16 protein-coding genes are annotated in these 13648 nt (G+C 63.7%); 13 read left to right on the top strand and 3 right to left on the bottom strand.

Annotated elements, in window-relative coordinates:
- Window positions 1-10: 10 nt before the first annotated feature.
- Both CDE01S_RS07055 and CDE01S_RS07050 read right to left on the bottom strand, forming a co-directional pair.
- Window positions 11-2014 carry a CHASE domain-containing protein gene (locus tag CDE01S_RS07055; RefSeq protein WP_066705362.1) on the bottom strand — a complete coding sequence of 668 codons (2004 nt, stop codon included), beginning with the start codon at window positions 2012-2014 and terminating at the stop codon, window positions 11-13.
- Window positions 2015-2071: 57 nt separating this feature from the next.
- A complete protein-coding gene (locus tag CDE01S_RS07050) occupies window positions 2072-2362 on the bottom strand; it encodes a YkgJ family cysteine cluster protein (RefSeq protein ID WP_066705360.1) in 291 nt (96 codons plus the stop codon).
- A 152-nt stretch (window positions 2363-2514) separates the two neighbouring features.
- Between CDE01S_RS07050 and mnmG the strand changes: the two genes are divergently transcribed.
- The 11 genes from mnmG to CDE01S_RS07000 all read left to right on the top strand — a co-directional run bounded on the left by mnmG (window position 2515) and on the right by CDE01S_RS07000 (window position 10970).
- Window positions 2515-4521 (top strand): tRNA uridine-5-carboxymethylaminomethyl(34) synthesis enzyme MnmG, encoded by a 2007-nt coding sequence (gene mnmG / locus CDE01S_RS07045; protein ID WP_066705358.1) that lies wholly within the window; start codon window positions 2515-2517, stop codon window positions 4519-4521.
- Window positions 4518-5180, top strand: coding sequence for a 16S rRNA (guanine(527)-N(7))-methyltransferase RsmG (gene rsmG, locus CDE01S_RS07040; RefSeq protein WP_066705357.1), 663 nt, complete (start codon window positions 4518-4520; stop codon window positions 5178-5180). Before mnmG ends, rsmG begins: the two co-directional genes overlap by 4 nt.
- 104 nt (window positions 5181-5284) lie before the next feature.
- Window positions 5285-5899 carry a LysE family transporter gene (locus tag CDE01S_RS07035; protein WP_066705355.1) on the top strand — a complete coding sequence of 205 codons (615 nt, stop codon included), beginning with the start codon at window positions 5285-5287 and terminating at the stop codon, window positions 5897-5899.
- 26 nt (window positions 5900-5925) lie between these two features.
- Complete coding sequence (locus CDE01S_RS07030) at window positions 5926-6711, top strand: ParA family protein (protein WP_066705354.1); 786 nt, start codon at window positions 5926-5928, stop codon at window positions 6709-6711.
- Window positions 6712-6777: 66 nt separating this feature from the next.
- On the top strand, window positions 6778-7320 hold the full coding sequence (locus tag CDE01S_RS07025; protein ID WP_066705353.1) for an RBBP9/YdeN family alpha/beta hydrolase: 543 nt from the start codon (window positions 6778-6780) through the stop codon (window positions 7318-7320).
- A 20-nt stretch (window positions 7321-7340) separates the two neighbouring features.
- A complete protein-coding gene (locus CDE01S_RS07020; protein WP_066705351.1) occupies window positions 7341-8279 on the top strand; it encodes a ParB/RepB/Spo0J family partition protein in 939 nt (312 codons plus the stop codon).
- Between the two features lie 17 nt (window positions 8280-8296).
- Window positions 8297-9031 carry a class I SAM-dependent methyltransferase gene (locus tag CDE01S_RS07015; RefSeq protein ID WP_066705350.1) on the top strand — a complete coding sequence of 245 codons (735 nt, stop codon included), beginning with the start codon at window positions 8297-8299 and terminating at the stop codon, window positions 9029-9031.
- 22 nt (window positions 9032-9053) lie between these two features.
- The gene (locus CDE01S_RS07010; protein ID WP_157077064.1) at window positions 9054-9587 is read left to right on the top strand and encodes a hypothetical protein; all 534 of its coding nucleotides are present in this window, start codon (window positions 9054-9056) and stop codon (window positions 9585-9587) included.
- Window positions 9588-9612: 25 nt separating this feature from the next.
- Window positions 9613-9741 carry a hypothetical protein gene (locus CDE01S_RS19160; protein WP_281179351.1) on the top strand — a complete coding sequence of 43 codons (129 nt, stop codon included), beginning with the start codon at window positions 9613-9615 and terminating at the stop codon, window positions 9739-9741.
- Between the two features lie 41 nt (window positions 9742-9782).
- The gene (locus CDE01S_RS07005; RefSeq protein WP_066705346.1) at window positions 9783-10301 is read left to right on the top strand and encodes a DUF2242 domain-containing protein; all 519 of its coding nucleotides are present in this window, start codon (window positions 9783-9785) and stop codon (window positions 10299-10301) included.
- A gap of 75 nt (window positions 10302-10376) precedes the next feature.
- Window positions 10377-10970: an SAM-dependent methyltransferase gene (locus CDE01S_RS07000; protein ID WP_066705341.1), complete on the top strand. Its 594-nt coding sequence runs from the start codon at window positions 10377-10379 to the stop codon at window positions 10968-10970.
- A gap of 17 nt (window positions 10971-10987) precedes the next feature.
- On the opposite strand, the gene CDE01S_RS06995 is transcribed toward CDE01S_RS07000, so the two are convergent.
- Window positions 10988-12412: an FAD-binding oxidoreductase gene (locus CDE01S_RS06995; RefSeq protein ID WP_066705339.1), complete on the bottom strand. Its 1425-nt coding sequence runs from the start codon at window positions 12410-12412 to the stop codon at window positions 10988-10990.
- Window positions 12413-12525: 113 nt separating this feature from the next.
- On the opposite strand from CDE01S_RS06995, the gene CDE01S_RS06990 reads away from it, so the two are divergent.
- Window positions 12526-13092: a cob(I)yrinic acid a,c-diamide adenosyltransferase gene (locus CDE01S_RS06990; RefSeq protein ID WP_066705338.1), complete on the top strand. Its 567-nt coding sequence runs from the start codon at window positions 12526-12528 to the stop codon at window positions 13090-13092.
- Window positions 13093-13120: 28 nt separating this feature from the next.
- Window positions 13121-13648 (top strand): hypothetical protein (locus CDE01S_RS06985; RefSeq protein ID WP_218016505.1); only part of this gene is annotated, 528 nt, incomplete at its 3' end.

Below are 13648 nucleotides of genomic sequence, written 5' to 3'. Positions count from 1 at the left end.
GCGGTCGGGGCTAAGCCGCGAGATCGGCGGCCCCGTCCTCGTGGTAGATCTCGGCGGCATTCTTGCCGCCTTTTTTGACCTTGTACATGGCCTGGTCGGCATGCTCGGTGAGCGTGGCGGCATCCTGGCCGTGTTCCGGGTACAGCGCGATGCCAATGCTGAGCGAGACACGGGCGGTGGCACCTTCCGCCAGCGGGATCGGCTCACGCGCGATGGCGCCGATCTTTTCCGCCAGGACCCAGGCGTGGTGTTCGTCGGTGACATCCGGCAGCAGGACCACGAATTCATCACCGCCGATGCGGGCCAGGGTGTCGGAGGCGCGGATGCAACGCTGGATACGCCGTGCCATGGTTTGCAGCACGAGATCACCGGCGTCATGGCCATGCGTGTCGTTGACCAGCTTGAAGCCGTCAATGTCCATGAACATCAGCGCCAGCGCCTCGTGGTTGCGCTGCGCGACCAGCAGGCTGTGCTCCAGCCGATCGGCCAGCAGGGTGCGGTTGGGCAGCCCGGTCAACTGGTCATGGTGGGCACCGTGCTTGTAGCTCTCTTCCAGTTGCTTGTGGTGTGTGATGTCCAACCGGGTGCCGCACATCATCAAGGGCTTGCCGTCGGGCGTCCGGCTGGCGAGCTGGCCGCGGTCGAGCACCCAGATCCAATGGCCATCCTTGTGGCGCATGCGCGCTTCGCATTCGTAGTATTCGAGCTGACCATCGAAATGCTGCTGCAACAAGGCTCTGGAGGTTTTCAAATCGTCCGGATGGGTGCGATCGGTCCAGGTCTCGATGGAGGTGGGTTCGAGTTCTGACAGCCCGTAGCCGATGAGCTGGGCCCAATGCGCGTTGTACGTGGTCTCGCCGGTCTGCACGTTCCACTCCCAGGTGCCGGCGTGTGTGCCGGCGATGATGGCAGAGAGCTTGGCCCGCTCCTGCACCAGCGCGTCGTTCATCTTGATGGCCATGGCGATGGCCCGCTCGCGCCGGGTGACCAGCACCTGGATCAGAAGGGCGAGCACCAGACTCATCAGCACGCCGCCCAGACCCAGCAGTGCGGGCAGGCGGGTGTCGATCCGGGACAGCATCAGATCGGATGCCCGCATGTGCAGTGTCCAGGTGTGCCCCATCTGGTGCAGGGTCTGTACGGTTTCGTAGATGGCCGAGGGTTTGTCCTTCGGGTCACGCCAGGTGGCCTGCTCGGTGTGCATCAGGTTGGCGGGTGTGGCGTCGGTCCCGTCATAGATGTCGATCAGCAGGTTGCCGGCGCGCTCGCCATAGATGCCGGTCAGGAAGTCGTTCATGCGAAACGGCGCATAGACCCAGCCCACCAGGTGGGCGCGGCGTTCCTCGACGCCGGTGAGCGGCATCCCTTCCCGGTAGAGCGGGGCGTAGACCAGAAAGCCGGCTTGTTCGTCCTGGCCGGTTTCCTGAACCAGGCGGACCTTGCCCGACAGGCTCATCTCGCCAGTGTCGGCGGCCCGCTGCATGGCCAGGCGGCGCACCGGCTCGGCATACATGTCGTAGCCGATCGCGCGCAGGTTGCGACCCAGCGCAGGGGCAATGTAGACAATCGATGAGTAGAGTGGCCGCTCACCTCCGGGCCGGATGGTGTAGTCCGCCACGCCTTCACGCCGGACTGATGCGATGTGCGCCTGCAGTTCCTGGGGCCGGATCAGGCGCGCAAACCCGACGCCCTGGATGCCGGTGTGGTCGGTGCCAACGCCTTGCTGGTCGATGAATTTGTGGAACTGTTCCCGGCTGACCTGTGGCTGTGTTTTCAGCAGCCCGCCCGTGGCGCGCAGGATCTGCAGGTAAGTGCCCATGCGGGCCTCGATCATTTCGACCGCCTTGCGCACCTCGGACTGGAAGATGGCGCTTTGCTGCGCCTCCAGGTTTTCCCGGTTTTCCAGGTACACCACGCCACTGAGCGCCACGCCCACGGTCAGCACCAGCCAAGGCAGCCCGCGCCAGAGCCGGGCCTTGACCGCCACGGGCAGGGTTGTGTCGGGCGGGTTCATGAGGTGGGCTATCGGGGGTGTTGAGTTGGTTGGTTTTGTGATTATTTCATTTTTATCTTATTTTGTCATCGCTTCATGTCCATCGGGCTGGGTTGCCCGTTCGAGCTGGTTCAGGAAATGCAGTGCCTGGGCTGAGTCCTGGCCGCACATGGCTGGGGTGGGTTGGAGGCTGCTGCAGACGGCCGGCCGTTCGGGGTGGCCGAAGATCTGGCAGCGGTTGGCGCTGTCGAGCTGGATGCAGCGCACACCGGCCGGTTTGCTGATGCCGTTGATCACGGGCATGCCGGGAATCGGGCTGGAAATGGAGGGGGCAATGCAGCAGGCGCCACAGCCAGGACGGCAATCCATGTGATTTGCTATTGAATTTGTAGCGCTTGGCGCAGATGGCACTTGGCCGAGGGGCGGATTTATAGCCCCAATTGTCGCGTAAATCGGCCCGGCCGGCTAAAATTGCGGGTTCTTTCCCCTGCGCGGACCGCCTGACGGTCACCCCCTGCACCATGTTGTACCCACAAGAATTCGATGTCATCGTCGTCGGCGGCGGCCATGCCGGCACCGAAGCCGCGCTCGCGGCCGCCCGCATGGGGTGCAAGACCCTGCTGCTGAGCCACAACATCGAGACCCTGGGCCAGATGAGTTGCAACCCTTCCATCGGCGGCATCGGCAAGGGCCACCTGGTGAAAGAGGTGGACGCGCTGGGCGGTGCCATGGCGATTGCCACCGACGAAGGCGGCATCCAGTTCCGCATTCTCAACAGCTCCAAGGGCCCGGCGGTGCGCGCCACCCGCGCCCAGGCCGACCGCATTCTCTACAAGGCGGCCATCCGCCGCCGGCTGGAAAACCAGCCCAACCTCTGGCTGTTCCAGCAAGCGGTAGACGACCTCATGGTGGAAGGCGACCGGGTGGTGGGGGCGGTGACCCAGGTCGGCATCCGCTTCCGCAGCCGGACCGTGGTGCTGACCGCGGGCACCTTTCTGGACGGCAAGATCCACGTCGGTCTGAACAACTACGCGGCTGGCCGCGCTGGCGACCCGCCGGCAGTGTCGCTCAGCGCCCGCCTCAAGGAACTGAAGCTGCCGCAAGGCCGGCTCAAGACCGGTACCCCGCCGCGGCTGGACGGCCGCAGCATCGACTTCTCTAAATGCACCGAGCAACCCGGCGACGGCATGCCCGGCGGCATGAACGAAGGGCAGGGCGTGCCGGTGTTCAGCTTCATGGGCAGTGCGGCCATGCACCCGCAGCAGCTGCCGTGCTGGATCACCCACACCAACGAGCGCACCCACGAGATCATCCGCTCCGGCTTTGACCGCAGCCCCATGTTCACCGGCAAGATCGAAGGCGTCGGCCCGCGTTATTGCCCGAGCGTGGAAGACAAGATCAACCGCTTCGCCGACAAGGACAGCCACCAGATCTTCCTGGAACCCGAAGGCCTGACGACGAACGAGTACTACCCCAATGGCATCTCCACAAGCCTGCCGTTCGACATCCAGTACGAACTGGTACGCAGCATGAAGGGGCTGGAAAACGCCCACATCCTGCGCCCGGGCTACGCCATCGAGTACGACTACTTCGACCCGCGCGAACTGAAAAGCAGTTTTGAAACGCGGCAGATCGGTGGCCTGTTTTTTGCCGGCCAGATCAACGGCACCACCGGCTATGAAGAGGCGGCGGCCCAGGGCCTGTTCGCCGGCATCAACGCCGCGCTGCAGTGCCGGGGCGACGCGCCGTGGCTGCCGCGCCGCGACGAGGCCTACCTGGGCGTGCTGGTGGACGACCTGATCACCAAGGGTGTGACCGAGCCCTACCGCATGTTCACCAGCCGGGCCGAGTTCCGCCTGCAGCTGCGGGAAGACAACGCCGACATGCGCCTGACCGAAGCCGGCCGCCAGATGGGCCTGGTGGACGACGCCCGCTGGGATGCCTTCTGCCGCAAGCGCGATGCTGTTTCACGTGAAACAGAACGCCTGAAATCCACCTGGGTCAACCCGCGCAGCCTGCCGGCTGCCGAGTCCGAGCGGGTGCTGGGCAAGGCCATCGAGCGCGAGTACAACCTGTTCGACCTGTTGCGCCGGCCGGACGTGAGCTACGCCAACCTGATGTCCATGGATGGCGGCAAGTACGCCAAGGCCCCGGCCAATACCGATCCGGCAGCGCCGGCCGTGGCCGACGTATCACGTGAAACACTGGGTGAGTTGTATGCGCCAGTGGTGGAGCAGGTGGAGATCGCGGCCAAGTATTCCGGCTACATCGACCGCCAGAAAGACGAGGTCGAACGCGCCTCCTATTACGAAGGCCTCAAGCTACCGGCCAGCCTGGACTACATGCAGGTCTCGGCGCTGTCGATCGAGGCGCGGCAGAAGCTGCAGAAGCACCGGCCGGAAACCCTGGGCCAAGCCTCGCGCATCTCCGGCATCACGCCGGCCAGCATCTCGCTGCTGCTGATTCACCTGAAGAAGGGTGGCTTCAAAGGTTTTGCCGCATTGCCGGCGGAAGCGGCCGAGGCATGAGAGATGTCCTGCAGAGCACCCTGAAAGAGGGGGTGCAGGCACTCGGCCTGACATTGAGCGAAGCGCAGCTGACCCAACTGCTCGACTACCTGGCCCTGATCCAGAAATGGAACAAGGTCTACAACCTGACCGCCGTGCGGGACCCGGCCGAGATGCTGACGCACCACCTGCTCGACAGCCTGGCCGTCATCCGGCCCTTGCGCCAGCAGCTGCAGGGCAGGGCGCCGGCCGATGGCGCCGGCTTCAAGCTGCTCGACGTCGGCGCCGGCGCCGGTCTGCCGGGGGTGGTGATTGCCATCTGCTGCCCGGACATCGCCGTCACCTGCGTCGACACCGTGGCCAAGAAAGCGGCTTTTGTTCAGCAGGTGGCGGTGGGGCTCAAGCTGCCCAACTTGCGCGGCCTGCATGCCCGGGTTGAGACCCTGACCGACGGTTACGACGTGGTCTGCTCCCGTGCCTTTGCCTCGCTGGTGGACTTCACCAACTGGTCGCGCAGCGCGCTGGCGCCGGCCGGGTTCTGGCTGGCCATGAAGGGCAAACAACCGGCCGACGAGCTGGCCCAGCTGCCGGCCGACGTGGCTGTGTTTCACGTGGAACAACTGGCCGTGCCCGGGCTGGGTGCCGAGCGCTGCATCATCTGGATGCGCCCGCAGGCTTGAGGCCGGGGGCGGTTTGGGTGGCGGGGAATCCACCAGCCGCGACCGCCCGGGCGGGGGCGCTAACCTAACGTAAACTCAGGCCTTCGGTTTCCTGGAATTCCCCCATGTTTGGTGTCGCGGACTACGGCGCATTTGTCGCCACGGTCATCATTTTTCTGCTGATTCCCGGCCCGGGCAACCTGGCCCTGATCACCTCCACCGGCAAGGGCGGGGTGCGCGGCGGGCTGGCGGCGACCCTCGGTGTGATCCTGGGCGACCAGCTGCTGATGTGGGCCGCGGTGGCCGGCGTGTCGGCGCTGCTGCTGGCCTACCCGACGGCCTTCCATGCCGTGCAGTGGCTGGGCGCCGCCTACCTGGCCTGGCTGGGTGGGGTGATGCTGCTGGCCAAACCCGGCGCTGCACCGGTGCTCAACATCAAGGCCGGCCACTACCTGCGCCAGGCCATGATGATCACCCTGCTCAACCCGAAAGCCATCGTGTTCTACATGGCCTTCTTCCCGCTCTTCGTTGACCCGGCCCGGCACCAGGGCCTGCCGACCTTCAGCTTCATGGCGCTGACGATTGCCGTCCTGACCTTTCTCTACGGCCTGACCATGACGCTGCTGACGCACCATCTGGCCGGTCATCTGCGCGCCAACCCGCTGGTCGGCCGTGTGCTGGAAAAACTGGCTGGCCTGTGCCTGCTCGGTTTCGGCCTGCGACTTGCTTTCACCAAATAAAAGACTTCCACATCACGGGACACCACATGGCCAAAATTTTCTGCGTTGCGAACCAAAAAGGCGGCGTCGGCAAGACCACCACCACGGTCAACCTGGCGGCCGGCCTGGCCAAGATCGGTCAGCGTGTGCTGATGGTGGACCTCGATCCGCAGGGCAATGCCACCATGGGCTCGGGGGTCGACAAGCGCCAGCTCAAGCTGAGTGTCTACGACGTGCTGCTGGAGTCGGCCTCCATTCCCGAAGCACGCGCCAAAAGCGAGAAACTTGCTGAAGGCGGTTGTAGTTACGATATCCTGGGCGCCAACCGCGAGCTGGCCGGTGCCGAGGTTGAACTGGTGGAGGTGGAGCGGCGAGAGAAGCGCCTGAAAGAGGCGCTGGCCGCAGTGGATGCCGAGTACGACTTCGTGCTGATCGACTGCCCGCCCAGTCTCTCGATGCTCACCCTCAACGGCCTGTGCAGCGCGCACGGCGTCATCGTGCCGATGCAGTGTGAGTACTTCGCGCTTGAAGGCCTGACCGATCTGGTCAACACCATCAAGCAGGTGCACGCCAACCTCAACAAGGATCTGCAGATCATCGGCCTGCTGCGTGTCATGTTCGACCCGCGCATCACACTGCAGCAGCAGGTGAGCGACCAGCTCAAGGCCCACTTCGGCGACAAGGTGTTCAACACGGTCATTCCGCGCAACGTGCGCCTGGCAGAAGCGCCCAGCTACGGCGTGCCGGGTGTGGTGTTCGACCCCTCGTCCAAGGGGGCGCAGGCTTTTGTCAGCTTCGCCGAGGAAATGGTCGAGCGCATCAAGGGTATGTGATTTTTAAGCGAAATGCAGCCCTAAGCCTTGCCGTCATTGCGCCAACAGCTATCAAAATCATAGCAATTGAAGTCTGCCAACGTCCTCATCCTGCCCGGCTGGCAGAACTCCGGCCCCGCGCACTGGCAAAGCCGGTGGGAGGTCGCGCACGGCTACACGCGTGTGCAAGAGCACGACTGGGAACGCCCCTTGCGCGGCGACTGGTTGATGCAGCTGGAAGAGGCGGTGCTGCGCTGTGACGAACCGGCCGTGCTGGTGGCGCACAGCCTGGGCTGCATCCAGGTCGCGGCCTGGGCGGCGCATTCACAGAACGCGCAGCGCGTGAAGGCGGCACTGCTGGTGGCGCCGGGCGACGTGGAACGCGAGGCCATGCGGCCGCTGCTGCCCAGCTGGTCGCCTATCGCGCGTCAGCCGCTGCCGTTCAAAACCATTCTGGTGGCCAGCCGCGACGACGTGCACTGCACTTTTGAGAAAGCCGACAGCCTGGCGCGCGACTGGGGTGCCGAACTGCTGGACCTGGGCAATGCCGGCCACATCAACGCCGACTCGGGTCTGGGCGACTGGCCGCAGGGCCAGGCGCTGCTGCGCCGGCTGACCGATTTAAATTAGAAGAGGAAAAGAGGACCGTCATGGTGACCAAAAAACCCAAAGGCCTGGGCCGTGGACTCGAAGCCCTGCTGGGCCCCAAAGTGGACGAAGCCGCCGAGGCCGCCGCTGCCGCTGCGGCCGGCGCCAACGCCGGCCAGCCAGCCTCGCTGTTGTTGACCGACATGGTGCCTGGCATGTACCAGCCGCGCACGCGCATGGACGAGGGCGCGCTGTACGAACTGGCAGAGTCCATCAAGGCGCAGGGCATCATGCAGCCGATCCTGGTGCGCAAGCTCCATGACGGCCCGAACGCCGGCAAGTTTGAGATCATCGCCGGCGAACGCCGCTTCCGCGCCTCCAAGCTGGCCGGGCTGGACAGCGTGCCGGTGCTGGTGCGCGACGTGCCGAACGAAGCCGCCGCTGCCATGGCGCTGATCGAAAACATCCAGCGTGAAGACCTCAATCCGCTGGAAGAGGCCCAAGGCCTGCAACGCCTCATCAAGGAGTTTGGGCTCACCCACGAACAGGCGGCACAAGCCGTCGGCCGCTCGCGGAGCGCCGCCAGTAACCTGCTGCGCCTGCTGAACCTGGCCGAGCCGGTGCAGACCATGCTGATGGCGGGCGACCTCGACATGGGCCACGCCCGCGCCCTGCTGGCGCTGGACCGTGCGGCCCAGATCACCGCCGCCAACCAGATCACCGCCAAGAAGATGTCGGTGCGCGAGGCGGAGAACCTGGTGAAAAAACTCGGTGCCGAGTTCTCCCTCACGCCGCAGAAACCGGGCAAGGAAAAGTCGCGCGACCTCAAGCGCGTGGAAGAAGAGCTGTCCGACCTGCTGACCGCCGAGGTCGAAGTGCGCGTCAAGAAGCGCGTCAAGCGCCATGGCCGCGTGGAAGAGATGGGCGAGCTCAGCATCCAGTTCGGCTCGCTCGACGAACTCAACGGCCTGATCGATCGCCTGCGCGGCAACGGCCACTGAGCCAACCCGGCCCCAACATGCTGGCCCGTCTGCCCTGGCCCCTGCCGGCCCTGCTGGCGTGGGGGCTGGCGTGGCTGCTGTTCGTTCTGTCACTGCGCGCGGGTCTCAACGCGGTGCTGGCACTGGCGCTGGCCTCCGCTGCCGGTGTGCTCCTGAGCGTACTGGGCGCCAGCTGGTGGCGCCGCCTCATCATCGGCCTGGGTTTTCCGCTCTCGGCCTTGCTGGCTGGCGGCCTGGCCCTGCCGGCCTGGGGCTGGCTGCTACCGCTGGCGCTGCTGGCCCTGATTTACCCGCTCAACGCTTGGCGCGATGCACCGCTGTTTCCCACCCCGGCCGATGCCCTGAATGACTTGCCCGGTGTTGCTCCGCTGGAACCCGGCGCACGCGTGCTGGACGCCGGTTGCGGCCTCGGCCACGGCCTACAGGCGCTGCGCCAGGCCTACCCCTTGGCCGAACTGCACGGCATCGAATGGAGCTGGCCACTGCGTTTTCTTTGCGCGCGCCGCTACCCCTGGGCGACGGTGGTGCGGGGCGATATCTGGAAAGCGGACTGGTCGGGTTACGGCCTGATTTACCTGTTCCAGCGCCCCGAGAGCATGCCGCGCGCCATCGAAAAGGCACGAGCCGAACTCAAGCCCGGGGCGTATCTGGTGAGTCTGGAGTTTGAGGCGGTGGGCCTGACGCCGCTGGCGAAGCTGGAGGGGGCGCAGGGGAAGCTGGTGTGGGTGTATCAGTTTGAGCAGACGTCGTAATTGGCTACGAGAGACTGACAAGATGATCGAGTCAATCTATTGGAAAGAAGAGCTCAGACGAATAGCACAAAGTATTCGACGTGTTTCAAAACCGGCGAGATGGAGTGAACGATCTCACTGCATCATTGAACGAGACTTAATGATTGGCTTCTTTATCTTGAGAAGACTAATTGAGCTGCACAAAGTCTCCACAACAACCAGCCAGAGGACTCTCAACGTGTTTGCATATAAAGCACGTGGGAAGAAGGTCACTAAGCTAAACGGCCATGATCTACCAGATGTGTACGAAATGGAAGAAGAGGTCGCGAAGCTAAAGACAGCAACCTACATGGCAAATCAATTCATACACGCGTATACGAGTCTTGTTGAAAGGGATGAAACCAGAAACTGGAGTGATGTGTATGTGGTGTCAGACTATGACAAAAATGATCTCATATGGAGAGTACCGCTTACAGAAGTCAGAGACTTATTTCTTAAGGCGGCAGACGACTATCCACGAGTTATGAGTTTTGAATTTAATGAAAAGCGTGGCGACTACGACATAAAGACAAACTAATAAACGAGCAAGTCGAACCACAGTCATGACATTGGCACGAGTGATTCTTCTCACCGCATTGGTGTTGCTCGCTTTCGCCGGCAACTCCCTGCTGCTGGCCTCCGCCGCCATTCTGGGCGGTGTTGCCCTGGTCATTCGCCAACGGGCACAATAACGACGGGCATACCCGCTCACCTACCTGAGAACTCAGCCTTCATGAACTCGCTACGTCGTCTCTTTGCCCAGATCGCCCTCGTGCTGAGCGCAGCGCTGCTGGCCGCCTGCGGAACCCCCACGGTCCATCAGAACGAGAAATTTGCCCAGCAGAGCCCGTACTTCCGTCACTACGGGCAGGCTGAAGGCGTAGCCTGCGTGGCGGCCCGGCGTGCGCTGCTGAGCCAAGGGTACCGCATCGACATGACCATGGACCTGAACCTGAAGGCCCACAAGGACTTCCAGCCGGACACCGATGTGAATGTGGTGATCGATTTCGACGTGACCTGCATCGCCAAACCCGACGGCAGCGGCTCCACGGTCTACGTCAATGCGGAAGAGTCCACCTACAACCTGAAAAAAACCTCCGGCGCTGCCAGCCTGAGTGTGCCCGGCGGCGGCATTGCCATGCCCTGGGGCAAGACCACAGATCACCTCATCAAGGTGGCCGGCAAGACGATTGTCGACGAGCAGTTCTACAAGCGTTTCTTTGACCTGTTGGCTTCGCAACTGGGCAAATAAGGGTCAGCCCCGCAAGCGGTGTGCCCGACGGCATGGTGCTTGGCAGCGGTAGCCAGATCCAGAGATTCCTCAGTCATGAACCACAGCATCACCTTCTTCGACCAGCAGTTCAGCCAGGGCGCCACGCCGCAGGCGCTGGCACTCAATCCGTTCGAGACGCTGACCTTGCCCCACCTGCGCGGTGAGGTGCTGGACTTCGGCAGCGGCATGGGCAACCTGGCGTTTGCGGCCGCGCGACAAGGCTGCCGCGTGACGGCGCTCGACGCCAGCCAGGCGGCGGTGGCCCACATGCAGCAGCGGGCGACGGCGGAGGCGCTGCCGGTGCGGGCGGAACTGGCCGACTTGCGCCAGTACCTGATCGGTGCCGACTATGACGCCATCGTCTCCATCGGCCTGCTGATGTTTTTCGATTGCGTCACCGCACGCAAGGTGCTGGCTGAGTTGCAGCAGCATGTGCGGCCCGGCGGCATTGCGGCGGTCAATGTGCTGATTGAAGGCACCACCTACCTGGACATGTTCGAGCCGACGGAGCATTGCCTGTTCGGGGCCGCCGAGTTGTTGCAGTGCTTTGACGGCTGGGACATTGTGCTGAACGAGCTCAGCACATTCGAGGCGCCCGGCAACACCGTGAAACGGTTTGCCACCGTCATCGCGCGCAAACCGGCCTAGCGGGCGCGGCGCGCTGATCAGAGCGCGAAGATCTTGCCCGGGTTCATGATGTTCTTCGGGTCCAGCGCGCGTTTGATGGTGCGCATCATGTCCACCGCACCGCTGCCGGCTTCAGTCAACAGGAAGTCCATCTTGTGCAGGCCCACGCCGTGTTCGCCGGTGCAGGTGCCGCCCAGTTGCAGCGCACGCGTCACCAGTTGATGGTTCAGCGCTTCGGCCGTTTCGCGCTCTTGCGGGTTGTCGGGGTCGATCAGGTAACCGAAGTGGAAGTTGCCGTCACCGACATGGCCGACCAGGAAGTAGGGGATGCCGCTGGCATCGGCCTCGGTCACCGAGTCGAGTAGGCAATCGGCCAGGCGCGAGATCGGCACGCAGGTGTCAGTGCTGATGGCGCGGCAGCCCGGTTTGCTCTGGATGGCGGCAAAGTAGGCGTTGTGCCGCGCGGTCCACAGGCGGGTGCGTTCCTCCGGCGTGGTGGCCCATTCGAAGGCGTTGCCGCCGAACTCGCTGGCAATCTCCTGCACCGTCTCGGCCTGTTCCTTCACGCCGGCCGGCGAGCCGTGGAACTCCATCAGCAGCATGGGCTCTTCACGCAGGCTCAGCTTGGCATAGGTGTTGACCATGCGCACGGTGTGGGCGTCGATCAGTTCCACGCGGGCGATCGGAATGCCCATCTGGATGATCTGGATGGTGGTGCGCACGGCGGCCTCGATGCTCGGGAACGAGCAGATGGCGGCTGAGATCGCTTCCGGTAGCGGGTAGAGCCTGAGTGTGATCTCGGTCATCACGCCCAGCGTGCCTTCGCTGCCCACCAGCAGGCGCGTCAGGTCGTAGCCGGCGCTGCTTTTCTTGGCGCGTGTGCCGGTGCGGATCACCTCACCGCTGGCGGTCACCACTTCCAGCGCCAGCACGTTCTCGCGCATGGTGCCGTAGCGCACGGCGTTGGTGCCGCTGGCACGGGTGGCGCTCATGCCGCCGATGCTGGCGTCGGCACCGGGGTCGATCGGGAAAAACAGGCCGGTGCTTTTGATCTCGTCATTGAGTTGCTTGCGCGTCACGCCCGGCTGCACGGTGACGGTCAGGTCTTCGGCATTGACCGAGAGCACCTTGTTCATGCGTGACACGTCGATGCTGATGCCGCCCTGCACCGCCAGCAGGTGGCCTTCCAGCGAAGAGCCGACACCGAAGGGGATGACCGGCATGTTGTGCTGGCTGGCCAGCTTCACGGCGTCTGACACATCGGCCGTGCTCTCGGCAAACACCACGGCGGCCGGCGGTGGTACGGAGTACACCGATTCATCGCGGCCATGCTGTTCACGCACCACCAGCGCGGTGGAGCAGCGCTCGCCGAACCGGGCCTTGAGTGCTTCGACCAGGGCCGGTGGCACCTCGCGCTGGTGGATCTCGGGCAGCAGGTGGGCGGCTTGAGCAGGGGCGTTCATGAAGTCTCCAGACGGGCAGACCCAGCCAGGACAGCGGCTGGGGAATAATCGAACTTTCAGCGCCTGAAACCTTCAGGCGCGGTCAACCCACATTTTGATCCAAGGTTGCCATCATGGGAAATCGCCTCACGCAAATCGCCACCCGCACCGGGGACAACGGCACCACCGGCCTGGGCGACAACCAGCGCGTCTCCAAGAACAGCCTGCGCGTGCATGCCATGGGTGAAGTGGATGAACTGAACTCGCACATCGGCGTGCTGCTGTGCGAGGAGATGCCGGCCGATGTACGCGTGCTGCTGGTGGAGATCCAGCACCAGCTGTTCAACCTGGGCGGTGAGCTGTCCATCCCGGGGTACGAGCTGCTCAAGCCCGAGGCGGTGCTGGCACTGGACGAGGCCCTGGCCACTTACAACGCGCAATTGCCGCGCCTGCAGGAGTTCATCCTGCCCGCCGGTTCACGCGCTGCCGCACTGGCGCATGTGTGCCGCACCGTGGCGCGCCGCGCCGAGCGCGCGGTGGTGGCGCTGGGCAGCGAAGAGGCCATCAAGGAGGCACCGCGCCAGTACCTCAACCGGCTGAGTGATCTGATGTTCGTGCTGGCGCGCGTGCTCAACCGCATGAACGGCGGAGACGACGTGTACTGGAAGAGCGAGCGGCTTGGGCAGTCCAACGGAAGCTGAGAGATCAAATAAAAAGAAGGGAGACAAGATGGGCAAGAAGCCACGTGGCCGAACGTTGGCTGAATTTCAGCCACTGCAACCGGCGGAGAAACTGCTCCTAGGGGCATGTGCCGATGGCTTATTAGCTGAGATAGGTCAAGACCGTCCGACGGAACGAACAGACGACAACGCGGTGCGCGCGGAATTCTTGCGCTTCTTGGTACTTGGCGGCGATGACGACGCGCCAGTGCATGAGCAAGGGGTTCGGCTGCAAGGGGCCTGGGTAGAAGGAGTGCTCAATCTAAGTAACGCGCTGATCCCGTTCGGTTTGAGTTGCTTGAAGTGCTATTTCGAGCAGCCGCTCGAGTCCATGGGGTCGAGGTTTCAAGGGCTTGTGAGTTTGTCGGGGAGTTACTTGCCCGGATGGTGGGCAGACCGCGCCAACCTCAATGGCAGCGTGTTTCTGCGCGATGGGTTCAAGGCCTCAGGGGAAGTGCGCTTGCTGGGCGCTCAGATTGAAGGAAACGTCGATTGTTCCAAGGCCGAGTTCGAGGGCAAGGAGGGCGATGCCTTGTCC

Origin of the sequence: Curvibacter delicatus NBRC 14919, assembly GCF_001592265.1 — a bacterium.
In the GTDB taxonomy this organism is placed as follows: Bacteria; Pseudomonadota; Gammaproteobacteria; order Burkholderiales; family Burkholderiaceae_C; genus Hylemonella; species Hylemonella delicata.
The sequence above is the reverse complement of the archived record's forward strand: the minus strand, read 5'-3'. Positions and strand labels throughout refer to the sequence as shown.

Excerpts from the sequence above, each read along its gene's own strand:
- CDE01S_RS06995 (WP_066705339.1), bottom strand. The coding sequence starts at position 12,412 with ATGAACGCCCCTGCTCAAGCCGCCCACCTGCTGCCCGAGATCCACCAG.
- CDE01S_RS07055 (WP_066705362.1), bottom strand. The coding sequence starts at position 2,014 with ATGAACCCGCCCGACACAACCCTGCCCGTGGCGGTCAAGGCCCGGCTC.
- CDE01S_RS07030 (WP_066705354.1), top strand. The coding sequence starts at position 5,926 with ATGGCCAAAATTTTCTGCGTTGCGAACCAAAAAGGCGGCGTCGGCAAG.
- CDE01S_RS07050 (WP_066705360.1), bottom strand. The coding sequence starts at position 2,362 with ATGGATTGCCGTCCTGGCTGTGGCGCCTGCTGCATTGCCCCCTCCATT.
- CDE01S_RS07000 (WP_066705341.1), top strand. The coding sequence starts at position 10,377 with ATGAACCACAGCATCACCTTCTTCGACCAGCAGTTCAGCCAGGGCGCC.
- CDE01S_RS07010 (WP_157077064.1), top strand. The coding sequence starts at position 9,054 with ATGATCGAGTCAATCTATTGGAAAGAAGAGCTCAGACGAATAGCACAA.
- CDE01S_RS07015 (WP_066705350.1), top strand. The coding sequence starts at position 8,297 with ATGCTGGCCCGTCTGCCCTGGCCCCTGCCGGCCCTGCTGGCGTGGGGG.
- CDE01S_RS07020 (WP_066705351.1), top strand. The coding sequence starts at position 7,341 with ATGGTGACCAAAAAACCCAAAGGCCTGGGCCGTGGACTCGAAGCCCTG.
- CDE01S_RS06990 (WP_066705338.1), top strand. The coding sequence starts at position 12,526 with ATGGGAAATCGCCTCACGCAAATCGCCACCCGCACCGGGGACAACGGC.
- mnmG (WP_066705358.1), top strand. The coding sequence starts at position 2,515 with ATGTTGTACCCACAAGAATTCGATGTCATCGTCGTCGGCGGCGGCCAT.
- CDE01S_RS07005 (WP_066705346.1), top strand. The coding sequence starts at position 9,783 with ATGAACTCGCTACGTCGTCTCTTTGCCCAGATCGCCCTCGTGCTGAGC.
- CDE01S_RS19160 (WP_281179351.1), top strand. The coding sequence starts at position 9,613 with ATGACATTGGCACGAGTGATTCTTCTCACCGCATTGGTGTTGCTCGCT.
- CDE01S_RS07035 (WP_066705355.1), top strand. The coding sequence starts at position 5,285 with ATGTTTGGTGTCGCGGACTACGGCGCATTTGTCGCCACGGTCATCATT.
- rsmG (WP_066705357.1), top strand. The coding sequence starts at position 4,518 with ATGAGAGATGTCCTGCAGAGCACCCTGAAAGAGGGGGTGCAGGCACTC.